16 protein-coding genes are annotated in these 12,430 nt (G+C 44.5%); 1 reads left to right on the plus strand and 15 read right to left on the minus strand.

Annotated features, from left to right (window positions below):
* Positions 1–104: 104 nt before the first annotated feature.
* The 8 genes from BTO30_RS15695 to metG form a co-directional block, all read right to left on the minus strand.
* Entirely contained in the window at positions 105–482 is a 378-nt protein-coding gene (locus tag BTO30_RS15695; RefSeq protein WP_075399635.1) for a RidA family protein, read from the minus strand.
* Complete coding sequence (gene purR / locus BTO30_RS15700) at positions 479–1,324, minus strand: pur operon repressor (RefSeq protein ID WP_075399636.1); 846 nt, start codon at positions 1,322–1,324, stop codon at positions 479–481. Before purR ends, BTO30_RS15695 begins: the two co-directional genes overlap by 4 nt.
* Before the next feature lie 68 nt (positions 1,325–1,392).
* Entirely contained in the window at positions 1,393–2,262 is an 870-nt protein-coding gene (ispE, locus tag BTO30_RS15705) for a 4-(cytidine 5'-diphospho)-2-C-methyl-D-erythritol kinase (protein ID WP_075399637.1), read from the minus strand.
* Between the two features lie 135 nt (positions 2,263–2,397).
* Complete coding sequence (gene veg / locus BTO30_RS15710) at positions 2,398–2,652, minus strand: biofilm formation stimulator Veg (RefSeq protein WP_075399638.1); 255 nt, start codon at positions 2,650–2,652, stop codon at positions 2,398–2,400.
* Positions 2,653–2,839: 187 nt separating this feature from the next.
* Entirely contained in the window at positions 2,840–3,715 is an 876-nt protein-coding gene (rsmA, locus tag BTO30_RS15715) for a 16S rRNA (adenine(1518)-N(6)/adenine(1519)-N(6))-dimethyltransferase RsmA (RefSeq protein WP_075399639.1), read from the minus strand.
* On the minus strand, positions 3,712–4,269 hold the full coding sequence (gene rnmV / locus BTO30_RS15720; RefSeq protein WP_075399640.1) for a ribonuclease M5: 558 nt from the start codon (positions 4,267–4,269) through the stop codon (positions 3,712–3,714). The genes rsmA and rnmV overlap by 4 nt, the downstream gene beginning before the upstream one ends.
* A gap of 44 nt (positions 4,270–4,313) precedes the next feature.
* The gene (locus BTO30_RS15725; RefSeq protein ID WP_075399649.1) at positions 4,314–5,081 is read right to left on the minus strand and encodes a TatD family hydrolase; all 768 of its coding nucleotides are present in this window, start codon (positions 5,079–5,081) and stop codon (positions 4,314–4,316) included.
* 39 nt (positions 5,082–5,120) lie between these two features.
* The gene (gene metG / locus BTO30_RS15730; protein WP_075399641.1) at positions 5,121–7,115 is read right to left on the minus strand and encodes a methionine--tRNA ligase; all 1,995 of its coding nucleotides are present in this window, start codon (positions 7,113–7,115) and stop codon (positions 5,121–5,123) included.
* Between the two features lie 401 nt (positions 7,116–7,516).
* Between metG and BTO30_RS15735 the strand changes: the two genes are divergently transcribed.
* Complete coding sequence (locus tag BTO30_RS15735; protein ID WP_075399642.1) at positions 7,517–7,801, plus strand: transition state genes transcriptional regulator AbrB; 285 nt, start codon at positions 7,517–7,519, stop codon at positions 7,799–7,801.
* A 35-nt stretch (positions 7,802–7,836) separates the two neighbouring features.
* Here BTO30_RS15735 and rsmI read toward each other — a convergent pair whose 3' ends face one another.
* From rsmI to BTO30_RS15770, 7 genes are all read right to left on the minus strand, one after another.
* Positions 7,837–8,712, minus strand: a complete 876-nt coding sequence (gene rsmI / locus BTO30_RS15740) for a 16S rRNA (cytidine(1402)-2'-O)-methyltransferase (protein WP_075399643.1) — start codon at positions 8,710–8,712, stop codon at positions 7,837–7,839.
* Positions 8,684–8,974: a GIY-YIG nuclease family protein gene (locus BTO30_RS15745; RefSeq protein WP_075399644.1), complete on the minus strand. Its 291-nt coding sequence runs from the start codon at positions 8,972–8,974 to the stop codon at positions 8,684–8,686. The genes rsmI and BTO30_RS15745 overlap by 29 nt, the downstream gene beginning before the upstream one ends.
* Positions 8,943–9,704, minus strand: a complete 762-nt coding sequence (locus BTO30_RS15750) for a tRNA1(Val) (adenine(37)-N6)-methyltransferase (RefSeq protein ID WP_075399645.1) — start codon at positions 9,702–9,704, stop codon at positions 8,943–8,945. The genes BTO30_RS15745 and BTO30_RS15750 overlap by 32 nt, the downstream gene beginning before the upstream one ends.
* 61 nt (positions 9,705–9,765) lie before the next feature.
* A complete protein-coding gene (gene yabA, locus BTO30_RS15755) occupies positions 9,766–10,083 on the minus strand; it encodes a DNA replication initiation control protein YabA (protein WP_143331993.1) in 318 nt (105 codons plus the stop codon).
* A gap of 49 nt (positions 10,084–10,132) precedes the next feature.
* Complete coding sequence (locus BTO30_RS15760) at positions 10,133–10,960, minus strand: PSP1 domain-containing protein (protein WP_075399646.1); 828 nt, start codon at positions 10,958–10,960, stop codon at positions 10,133–10,135.
* Entirely contained in the window at positions 10,953–11,960 is a 1,008-nt protein-coding gene (gene holB / locus BTO30_RS15765) for a DNA polymerase III subunit delta' (RefSeq protein ID WP_075399647.1), read from the minus strand. The genes BTO30_RS15760 and holB overlap by 8 nt, the downstream gene beginning before the upstream one ends.
* Positions 11,961–11,975: 15 nt before the next feature.
* Complete coding sequence (locus BTO30_RS15770; RefSeq protein WP_075399648.1) at positions 11,976–12,305, minus strand: cyclic-di-AMP receptor; 330 nt, start codon at positions 12,303–12,305, stop codon at positions 11,976–11,978.
* Between the last annotated feature and the right edge of the window lie 125 nt (positions 12,306–12,430).

Genomic DNA, 12,430 nt, shown 5'->3' on the forward strand with positions numbered 1-12,430 from the left:
GGCTCCGGATAAAAAGCGGGGCCTTCACAAAAGACGCCTGTTGATTTGCTGTCGTTAAAAAACGGCCGACTTTGTCTACAGTCTCAACCGGCACATAGCCGGTTTTATGCTTTTACAAGCGCAATGACTTCAATTTCCACCTTTACATCTTTCGGAAGACGCGCAACTTCCACACATGAACGAGCCGGCTTATGAGCAGAGAAATATTCACCGTACACTTCATTGAACGCACCGAATTCTTCCATATCAGAAAGAAAAGCCGTTGCTTTGACAACAGACTCAAGAGAAGCACCGGCTTCTTCGAGTACCGCTTTTAAATTAGCGAAAACTTGATGTGTTTGCTCTTCAATTGTACCGTCCACAAGTGTTCCTTCTGCCGTTAATGGAATTTGACCGGAACTGTAAAACAAATTATTAACGATAATTCCTTGAGAATACGGACCGATTGCTGCTGGTGCTTTTTTTGTATTGACAATGTTCATTCTGAATCCTCCAGTAAAAAATCAATGTTTTTTGAGAAATAATTTCCTTCAACGACCGATATAGCCGCTTCTTTTTCGTTCACATCTTTCAGCTTTACAAGCGAAATATAATCATTGATCAGCCGCTCAGGGTATTCTGCTTCAACGAGCACGGCAATACCCGCAACGGAAGCATTAAATTCAGCAAGCAGACTGATCATGCCGTTAATGGTCCCCCCGCCTTTCATAAAATCATCGACGAGCAATACCTTAGAGCCTTCTTTTAAACTGCGCTTTGACAATACCATTGCCTGAATACGCTTCGTTGATCCTGAAACGTAATTAATACTTACAGTCGGCCCTTCCGTTACTTTGCTGTCACGGCGGACAACAACAACCGGAACATTCAAATGAGCCGCAATCGCGTGAGCAATCGGAATACCTTTTGTGGCCACTGTCATAATCGCATCAATTTTTTGGTCCGCATACGCTGACGCAAGCAGTTTGCCGACTTGATTCATAATGCGCGGATGACCAAGCAAATCCATCATGTACAGGTAGCCGCCTGGAAGCAGCCGGTCCGGATTTTCAATCTGACGGCATAAATCCGCAATAAATTCCTTTGCACTCTCTTCATTTACCCGCGAGTAAAACTTCACGCCCCCTGCTGCCCCGGGTACTGTCTGCAAAGTACCGATACCACGCTTCTCAAACGTCTCTTTGATGATCGCTAAATCTTCACTGATTGATGATTTAGCCGATCCAAACCTCTCCGCAAAAAGCGTCAACGACACAAGCTGATGCGGGTGCTCCAGTAAATAATGCGTCATATCAATAATTCGTTCACTTCGACGAAATTTCATCGTTATATTAAAACCTCCCGGGGAGTAAAACCGAATATTTTATATATAATATATCTTAATATACGGTTTTAATCAACCGGATTTCCATCCCCTAACATACGGACAGCGTACACTTGATCGCAGAAACCGCGCAGACAATTGTACACACGGTGCATGCGGGAGTCGTGCCGTATCAGCCCGAAAACCGTGGGGCCGCTGCCGCTCATCAACACTGTATCAGCACCAAAACGAATCATCTGCTCTTTAATAAGCGCGACTTCAGGATATGTGCTTAATGTGACAGACTCAAGCACGTTTCCGACATTCGCACACATTTTATCGTAATCATTTTCATAAATCGCTTCAATCATTGCTTTCGTATTCGGCCGCTTCATACGATCAAGCTTCAAATTTTTGTAAACTTCACCGGTTGAAACACCGATCGTTGGTTTAGCAAGAACAACCCAGCAGTTAGGAGGAGCAGGCAAATGCTGAATTTTCTCACCGCGCCCCGTTGCAAGCGCGGTACCGCCGTAAACACAAAACGATACATCTGAACCGATTTCCGCCCCGAGTTCCGCCAATTCATCAAGAGACAGACCGAGCTTCCACAGTTCATTTAACCCTTTCAGTGCAGCAGCTGCATCACTGCTTCCGCCCGCAAGCCCCGCCGCAACAGGAATGATTTTATCGATTTGTATGGCTACACCCTTTTTAATGCCATGCCGCTCTTTTAAAAGCTTTGCGGCCTGGTAAGCAAGATTCCGGCTGTCATCCGGTACAAAACGGTTATGGGAAATAATCTGGATTTCATCTTGGTCCAGACTTTCAAGCTCCAGCCTGTCAGCGAGATCGACTGTCGTCATAATCATTTCCACTTCATGATAACCGTCCGGCCGCTTATGAAGCACGTCGAGCGTCAAATTAATCTTCGCCGGCGCTTTAATCATCAATTTCATTTAAGTCCACCTACTTTATGCGCAATAAATTATGTCTTATTTTATCACAAAAGAAAAAAAGCCGGCTCAAAAGATTCGAATTGAATCTTTTGAGCCGGCTTTCCTATGTTTTGCTTTATAAAAAGCAAGTTTTATTTACACTGCATTGCCTGCTGCATCTTCAAATGTCAGCTCAACTGTTTCAGTGAGTACATCCGCGTAGCTGTAAGAAACGCGTTCGAATGAATTCTCGTCCTGATCAAGTTCTACGACAAAAACAGCGGGATACGTCTCGGTTAAAATACCGGAACGCTCAATCGTCTTACGTCGTCCACCATTCGCTTTAAGCAATAATCTTTTACCCAAATGACAATCAAGCGATTTTTTTATGTCGGCTAATGTTTTCGGCATCTGCTTCCACCTCACTATGTTTAGTGTAGCACAATCTTTTGTTTCAGTCAAAAAAATTATTATTTTATCAGCGATGTCCCACCGTTGTCAATATTTTTCGTTCGGGAAATACCGATTTTTTTCGCTAACGCTAGTATTTCCCATTCTCTAAAAAAACCGCTCTTTTTTTAAGAGCAGCTTATATCCATTATATCCCTTCATGCAGAAGCGTATCCGAGAGCAGGGCAAATTCCGCCAGAGACAGCGTTTCTCCACGCCGGGAAGGATCAATTCCCGCTTTTTCAAGCGCAGCGGTAATGTTTTCTTTTTTCTTTTTTCCATCCGGCAGTCCATTCACAAGATTATTTAAAATCGTTTTCCTGCGCTGGGCAAAAGACGTTCTTGTGACGGTAAAGAAAAATTCCTCATTTATTACGCTGACGGCCGGTTGATCCCGCACCATAAGCTTAATAATGGCTGAATCAACGTTAGGCGGCGGCATAAAAACCGTTTTAGGCACGATAAATGCCAGTTCCGCTTCTGTATAGTATTGAACGGCAATTGAAAGGGAGCCGTATTCTTTCGTCGACGGCTTCGCTGAAATACGGTCGCCCACTTCTTTTTGAAGCATGACAACAAATCCGTTTACAGGAATTTTATCTTCAAGCAGTTTCATAATAATCGGCGTCGTTACGTAATAAGGTAAATTGGCTACGACCATGAGCCGGTCAAATCCCGCAAATTCTTGTTCAACAACGCCCTTTACATCCGCTTTTAATACATCTTCGTTAATAATTTTCACATTATCATACGGCGCAAGTGTTTCATCTAAAATGGGTAACAGGCGCTGGTCAATTTCAAAAGCGACGACTTTGCCGGCAGTACGGGCTAAATGTTCTGTCAAGGCGCCAATGCCCGGCCCGATTTCTATAACACCTGTTTCTTTTGTTAAACCGGCCGTTTCGGTAATTCGGTGTAAAATATTCGGATCAATCAAAAAGTTTTGACCGAGGCTTTTCTTAAATGAGAACCCGTGCCTGGAGAGAATATCTTTCGTCCGGGACGGTACAGCGATATCTTTCATCGTAATTCCTCCTCCAGTACTTCTTTTAACGCTGCGGCGAATTGTTCGCGCGTAATTTGAAACATAATCAGTCTCTTATAAAGCTGTTTTCCATTAACATAGCCTATTTTCAGCTTTATCCCCAGCGATTCCCGCCTTGATTTTGCCGTCGGACCACCAATCAGCCCAGCAGATACAAGATCTTCTGTTGTAATCTGCTCCTTTGCATCCTCGTCCATATACTGTGCATCACGAAGGGCTTTGCGAATGGATTCAACAGACGCATGCTCAACGCCGACACCGCGGCCTAATTTTTCAATCGCTTCTTCTTTCGGCAAAAAAGCGTGGCGGCAGCCGGGAACCTGCTCTGAAATAATACTGCGAATGCGCTGTCCCGGGTAATCCGGATCGGTAAAAATGATGACACCGCGCGCTGCCTGTGCGTGCTTTATTTGCTCAATGACCGATTCATCGACAGCAGATCCTCTCGTTTCAATGGTATCCGCATCAACCGCCAGCTTTATTTTTACTGTATCATCTTTACCTTCAACCACGATAACTTCTTTTATCTTCATTTTTTCCTCCGAACGAAAAAGCAGGGGACCCTTTCCCCTGCTGCTTAATCAATTTGAAACAGTTTCAGTGCATTTTGCATCGTTGCTTCTGCTACTTCTTCATATGAACAACTTTTCAGTGCAGCAATTTCTTCCGCAACGAGCTTCACATAAGCCGGTTCATTCCGCTTGCCGCGGTATGGATGCGGCGCTAAATAAGGGCAATCTGTTTCAATCAATAATTTCTCAAGCGGAACCGCGGCTGCCACTTCTTTCGGCTTTTTCGCATTTTTGAACGTGACCGGACCACCAAGCGAAATATAAAAATTCATTTTCACACATTCCAGTGCCGTTTCCGCGCTGCCGCTGAAGCAGTGCATAATCCCGCCTATTTCTTCCGCGCCTTCTTCTTTTAGAATATCGACAATATCCTGCGTCGCTTCACGATTATGAATAACAATCGGCAGCTTGACTTTTTTTGCGAGGCGAATTTGTTTTCTAAAGACGTCTTTTTGAATATCTTTCGGAGATTTATCCCAATGATAATCAAGACCCATTTCGCCGAGTGCCACCACTTTTGGATGGGCAGAAAGTTCTTCAATCCAGGCTAAATCCGCCTCCGTCATATCAATCGCATCAACCGGATGCCATCCGACTGCCGCATAAAGAAATTCGTAACGTGTGATCAGATCCATGGCCCGCTCAATCGTCACCCGGTCAAAGCCGACAACGACCATCCGGCTGACACCTGCTTCCTGCGCCCGTGCGACCACTTCTTCTATATCTTCCTGAAACTGATCCGCATTTAAATGAACGTGCGTATCAAACAGCACATAATCACCTGTTTTCATTCTTGTTTCACGTGAAACAATTTATTTTATTTTCGCACCGTTTGGCAAGTTTTCCGGCACTTCCGCCAGTGTCAGGATGCCGTCTTTAGAACCGGCGAGAATCATTCCCTGTGACAATTCGCCGCGCAGTTTCACCGGTTTTAAGTTGACCACAACGACCACTTTCCGGCCGACGAGTTCTTCCGGTTTATAATATTGGGCAATACCGGAAACAACCTGGCGTTTTTCAAAACCAAGATCCAGCTGTAATTTTAACAGTTTATCCGCTTTTTTGACAGGAGCTGCTTCTATAACCGTCGCCGCGCGCAAATCGACTTTCATAAAGTCATCAATGCTGATTTCCTCCGCAATCGGCGCATAATCTTCGGCTGGTTTTTCTTCTACAGCCGGTTTTGCTGCACCCTGCATTTTTTCTTTAATAAACTCAATTTCTTCTTCCATATCCAGACGAGGGAAAATCGGTTCCCCCTTCTTCACAACTTGAACGCCTTCCGGAATCGCGCCGAATGCCTCTAAACTTGCCCAGTTTTGCAGATTTGATTCATGCAATTGAAGCTGGTCGAATATTTTTTGCGGCGTTCCGGTTAAGAATGGCGTCAAAAGGACAGCTGTCCGGCGCAATGATTCTGCCAGATGATACATCACTGTACTCAGTTCCGCTTTTTTCTCTTCTTTCGCCAGCACCCACGGCTGTGTTTCATCGATATATTTATTCGTCCGGCTTACGAGCTGCCAAAGCGATGTTAGTGCCACAGAAAACTCCATGTTTTCCATCGCTTCTTCATATTCCTGCACCGTTTTTTCATTGATTTCAACGAGCGCTTTTTCAAACTCTCCTTCAGAACCCGTGTAAGCTGGAATAACACCGTCAAAATATTTGTTAATCATTGCGATGGTCCGGTTTAATAAATTGCCAAGATCATTCGCCAGGTCGTAATTAATGCGTTCAACAAATCCTTCCGGGGTAAACACACCGTCAGAACCGAACGGAACTTCACGAAGAAGATAGTAACGGAGCGCATCAAGACCATAGCGGTCGATTAAGGTAACCGGATCTACTACGTTTCCTTTTGATTTTGACATTTTGCCGTCTTTCATTAACAGCCAGCCGTGCGCAAATACTTTTTTCGGAAGCGGCAAATCAAGCGCCATCAGCATAATCGGCCAGTAAATGGTATGGAAGCGGACAATTTCTTTTCCGACGAGGTGAACATCCGCCGGCCAGTATTTATTGTATTTCTCCGGATTATCCGTTCCGTATCCAAGAGCTGTAATGTAGTTGGATAATGCATCGATCCATACATAGACGACATGCTTCGGGTTACCCGGCACTTTCACACCCCAGTCAAATGTCGTCCGGGACACAGCAAGATCTTCAAGACCCGGTTTAATGAAGTTGTTGATCATTTCATTTTTACGCGATTCCGGCTGAATAAACGTCGGGTTTTCTTCATAATATTTTAACAGCCGGTCCGCATATTTGCTCATACGGAAAAAATACGATTCTTCGCGCACTTTTTCCACCGGATGGCCGCTGTCCGGGCTTTTCCCGCCGATAACTTCCCCTTTTTCATTCAGCTCTTTATCAACAAGCTGTGTTTCCGTGTAAAAGGTTTCATCCGGCACTGAATACCAGCCTTCGTATTCGCCAAGGTATATATCCCCCTGATCCAAAAGCTGCTTAAAGATTTTCTCCACCACATCTTTATGGCGCTTTTCCGTCGTCCGGATAAAGTCATCGTTGGAAATATGCATTGTTTTCCACAGCTTTTGAATGCCTGAAACAATCTCATCCACATATTGCTGCGGTGTCATGCCTTTTTCGTCCGCTTTTTCCTGGATTTTTTGACCGTGTTCATCCGTACCAGTTAAGTACATGACATCAAATCCGCGCAGCCGCTTGTAACGTGCCATCGCATCACCTGCTACTGTTGTATACGCATGACCGATATGCAAATTGCCGCTCGGATAATAAATAGGTGTTGTTAAATAAAACGATTTTTTATGATCGCTCAATGAATTGTCCTCCTTATTGCTTCTCTTCTTACAGATAAAAGCTTCCGGTCGATGAACGGAAGCTTTTACGTCATTTCCTTATATTTTCCCCCATACATGAATAAATGTAAATATGCACACTTTCTTTTCTCAAATTTCCTTTATTCAAACACCGATAAAATTCGACATGGTTCGACATTTCGACAAATCCTCCAATGGATAAAATCGGAAAAATTGCTTAAATCGTTGATATAGCAACGTTTTTGAGCTTTACAGTTAATTGAAAATATACATTTAATTGTTGACGTTTATGGGAAGTCTTGGTATGATTACGTCATAGGGTAAAAACTTTGTCGAATAATGACGAATTAATTTACACAGTATCATTTGAATAAACAAAAATTGAAGGGAGATATTATCAAATGAAATCAACAGGTATTGTAAGAAAAGTAGACGAATTAGGACGGGTCGTTATTCCTATCGAATTGCGCCGTACACTTGGAATTGCAGAGAAAGATGCGCTTGAAATTTATGTGGATGATGACAAAATCATTCTTAAAAAATATAAACCAAGCATGACTTGCCAAGTAACAGGCGAAGTATCTGATGACAACATCAAACTTGCCGGTGGAAAATTAATTCTTAGCCATGAAGGCGCTGAAATCCTGATCAAAGAAATTCAAGAAGCGTTCGCTAACGGTAAATAAAAACCAGCAAAAGGTGCCCTCCACAGGCACCTTTTTTACGTATGATACGCTGCGTATACGTCGCGTTTTGGCAGGCTGCGTTCTTTCGCCACCTGCTTAACCGCCTCTTTCGGATTCATGCCTTGTTCCGTCACATAGTGCTCCACATGTGCCTCAACGGTTAAATCGCTCCACCATGCTGCTTCCTTCTCTACAGCCGGTTCTTCCGCATTTCCTTCAATCACAAGACAAAATTCACCTATAATTTTGGATTCTCCAGCCCATTTTACAGCATCCCAAACTGTGCCGCGCAAAAATTCTTCAAATTTTTTCGTCAGCTCGCGGCACAAGACAATGCGCCGGTCCGCACCAAAATATTCTTCCATCAAGACAAGCGTTTCTTTTAAACGGTGCGGAGATTCATATAAAATAAACGTATCACGGAAAGCCGCCAGTTTTTCAAGCTCTTTCTTTTTCTCTTTTTTTCCACGGTTTAAAAAACCATAAAAATAAAAAGGCTGCGGCGCAATGCCTGACGCAATGAGGGCCGTAACCGCCGCATTCGCGCCCGGAAGCGGAACGACGGGCAATCCTTCTTCCAGCGCTGCCAATACAAGCTCATGGCCCGGGTCTGAAATGCAAGGTGTACCCGCATCGCTGACGAGTGCAACCGTCTCTCCCTTTTGAATTCGTTCAATCAATTTTCGTCCGGCCGCTTCACTGCTATGCTCGTGATAGCTGACAACCGGTGTCGAAATCTCAAAGTAGCTGCACAGCTTTTTTGTGTTGCGCGTATCTTCCGCAGCAATGAGGTCCGCTTCTTTCATTATACGCAGCGCCCGGACAGTCATATCTTCCAAATTGCCAATCGGCACCGGCACAAGATATAAAATGCCCCCTTCTTCATTCGCAAAGCTTTTTTGTGCCTTCACTATCGTTCACACCCCTTTCCAACAAATAATCCATTTTTTTCATGCGCGAAAGCTGTTTAAATGCGTATTCCTTTCGCATCGCTTCCTGTTTCGTTTCAAATGTTTCACTGTGAATAAGCGTGACCGGCAGACGGGCTCTCGTATATTTCGCTCCTTTTCCCGCATTATGAACATTCATCCTTTTGGCAAGGTCATTCGTATATCCTGCATAAAAAGAGCCGTCTTTGCATTTAACGACGTAAAAGTGATGGTGCGTCTCCATACAAAATCGTCCTCACTTCTTCCGTATACTCTCCCTGTTCATCATACACGTAAAGAGGAGGCAAGATTTTCAAATCAGGTGCTCCATCTTTTATCCCTTCGACGAGGACCGTATTCGCTTCCTTTCCCTGCTTCGGATAAACAAAGCGAAGGCGCTTCGGCTCAATCCGGTATTTTCGCATTAACGTAACGATGTCTAAAAGTCTTCCCGGGCGGTGGACGAATGCCGCTTTTCCGCCTTGCTTTAATAACTTTGATGACGAAAGAATGCAGTCTTCAAGCGTACACATAATTTCATGGCGCGCGATGGCAAGGTGTTCGTTCAAGTTTATTTCCTTATCAGACGGCGTTAAAAAATAAGGCGGGTTGCATGTAACGAGTGTATGCTTTTCCTGCCCGAGCAGCTCGGGTGCATCTTTTAAATCACCATTTATCATCACGATCTGCTTATTAAGCTCATTGTACCGGATACTGCGTACTGCCATATCATAAAGACGCTCCTGTATTTCGACACCGGTAATCGGTGCGCTTGTTTTCGCTGACATTAACAGCGGGACAACCCCATTTCCTGAGCATAAATCAATAATGGAACCGCGCGTTTTCGGCACAGATGCAAACCTTGCCAGCAGTACAGCATCAAGAGAAAATGAAAACACCGTCGGGCTTTGAATAATTCGAAGCTCCTCTGCCAGCAAATAATCGAGCCGCTCATCCCCTTTTAAATCAGGCATCTCTCTCACTCCTTTTGCACAAAAGAACCTTCCTTTAATAAGGAAGGCAACATCATCATCATTATTTTTTATTTAAAAATGATAAACAAAACAGGCAGTCTTCATCTTTGCGCGGGCTTCCAAAATGCACGCTGCAAATATGAAAGCCTTCCTGGTAAAGACGGGCCAGATTATCATAGCCTTCACCAATATCGGCACCTTTTGTCTGAATATGCTCCGCCCCTGCCGCTTTTCGCCCATAACCGCGGTCTAATTCTTCCAGACGGCGGCGCAAGTGATCATTTTCAAGCGTTAACGAATTGTTTTCTTCCAGTATTTCAGCCAGCTGCAATTTCACTTCACCGAGCTGCTGATACAGCTCGCCAATTTGCAGTTCCATATGGCTGACGGAATCAAAAATCCCTTTTTTATCTAACTTTTCCACCGCATCAATCACCTGCTTTCACAGAAACGGCTCCTTCTTTTCCGAGTTCATCGGATGAGAATTCAAGCGTCCGTTCCAATTCCGGTAAATGCACCTGCACGAGCCGCTCTAAAATATTCAAGCCCGTCACTTTACCGTATCCGCTCGGTGTCTTTACTTTTTGTCCTACATCCGGCAGCTCCCGGCGAGCCTCTTCGTATTCATCATTTTCATACTTCAAGCAGCACATTAAGCGGCCGCACAAGCCAGAGATTTTAGCAGGATTCAACGACAAGTTTTGATCTTTGGCCATCTTAATGGAAACCGGTTCAAAATCACCGAGAAATGTTGAACAGCACAGCATCCGGCCGCACGGTCCAATACCGCCGAGCATTTTTGCCTCATCGCGGACACCGATTTGACGAAGCTCGATCCGCGTTCTAAAAATCGACGCTAAATCTTTGACAAGCTCTCGGAAATCAACGCGCCCGTCTGCAGTAAAATAAAAAATGACTTTATTACGGTCAAATGTATATTCCACATCAACCAGCTTCATATCTAAATTGTGTTCCACAATTTTATCCGTGCATGTCGTGAATGCCGTAATGGCGGCTTCACTGTTTTCCTGTACGGCAAGCCGGTCTTTTTGATCCGCTGTCCGAATCACTTTTTTCAGCGGCAGCACGACATCAGCTTCATCGACTTCTTTCGGTCCGACCACAACGAGTCCATATTCCACACCGCGCACTGTTTCCACAATGACATGATCCTCCGGCCGAATACTGAGTTCCCCCGGATCAAAATAATATATTTTACCCGCTTGTTTAAAGCGTACACCTACTACATTACACAAAGGCGTGTCCCCCCTGTAACTTTAACAAAAGCTGTTCCATCAGCAGCTGCTGATTCATATTGCTGTTAAGTCTCCGCTTCGCTTCCAGAATATGAGCAAGACGATCCGCCAGTGCTTCGGCTGAAAGAAGCAAAGCATCCTGTCTGAAGGAAGCGAGACGATCAGGAAATGCAAGACCGTTTTCTTCGCCGGTCATAATGGAAAGCAAATCCCTATGGATGAGAACGAAAAGATCAAGGGCAAGACTGACCTGTTGTTTCTCTTTAAAATGTGAATGAAAGTCCTCTGACAGCTGAACGATGGCTGACAGCCCTCCCTGTCCGATGACTTCATATAATTTTAACACTATTGAACGTGCCTGTGCAAACCACTCATCACGCGACAACTCAAGCGCTTCCTCTAAATGATTCGTCATTTTAGACGCAAGCGACGCCATCGGTACAGGCACACCTTCCTGAATAAGGCGGTCTTTTAACTGTCCGGCATCAATCGGCCGAAACGATAAATGCTGACATCTCGACAAAATCGTCGGCAGTATCCGGCTGCTTTGCTCCGTGAGTAAAAAAGCAACTGTATCAGATACCGGTTCTTCCAAAAATTTAAGCAGGCTGTTAGCCGCACTCGCCGTCATTTTATCCGCATGGTTCACAATATATACTTTCCGGCTGGATTCAACAGCCGTTTTCGTAAATTCCTGCTGCAAATGATAAATTTGCTCTTTCTTAATTGACAGCCCGTCCGGTTCAATGACGTGAAGATCAGGATGGTTGCCATGTTCAATACGGCGGCAGTTCACACATGATTCGCACGGAATCAATCCGTTATCCGGTTCAAAGCAGAATAAACTTTTCGCAAATAACAGCGCAGTCTCTTTTTTGCCGGTCCCCGGATCGCCATCAAGCAAATATGCATGAGCTACCCGTTTTCTTAAAATGCTGTTTTCAATCATCCGCATCACAATCGGCTGACGCGAAGCTGCCTCTTCCCACGATTTAGACACGAGATCACAACCCTTTTAAAATTGATGAAACTGCTCTACCGGGAGTACGAAAACCGTTGCACCCCCAACCGGAACCTCTACCGGATAAGGCACATACGCGTCGGCGTTTCCCCCCATTGGTGAAATCGGCGGAGCCACCTGATCCCGGGACTTGCAATTTTGTTTAATAATGTCTAGTGCTTCCTGAAGCCGATTATCATCTGTTCCGATAATAAACGTCGTATTTCCCGCTTTCAAAAAACCGCCTGTCGATGCAAGCTTTGTCGCCCGGAAATGATGTTCAATGAGTGCATGAGACAATTTATTGCTGTCCTGATCCTGTACAACGGCCATAATTAATTTCACCTTACGTTCCCCCTTACAGGATTTCTTTCATTATAGCAAATCACGCGTGTGGATTATGAATAATCTTCCATAAATAAACGACAAAAAAGAGCGGCCCTCTTGTAAAATGTAAGTACGACCAAACA

The sequence above is a fragment of the Domibacillus antri genome (assembly GCF_001936625.1).
Taxonomy (GTDB): domain Bacteria; phylum Bacillota; class Bacilli; order Bacillales; family Domibacillaceae; genus Domibacillus; species Domibacillus antri.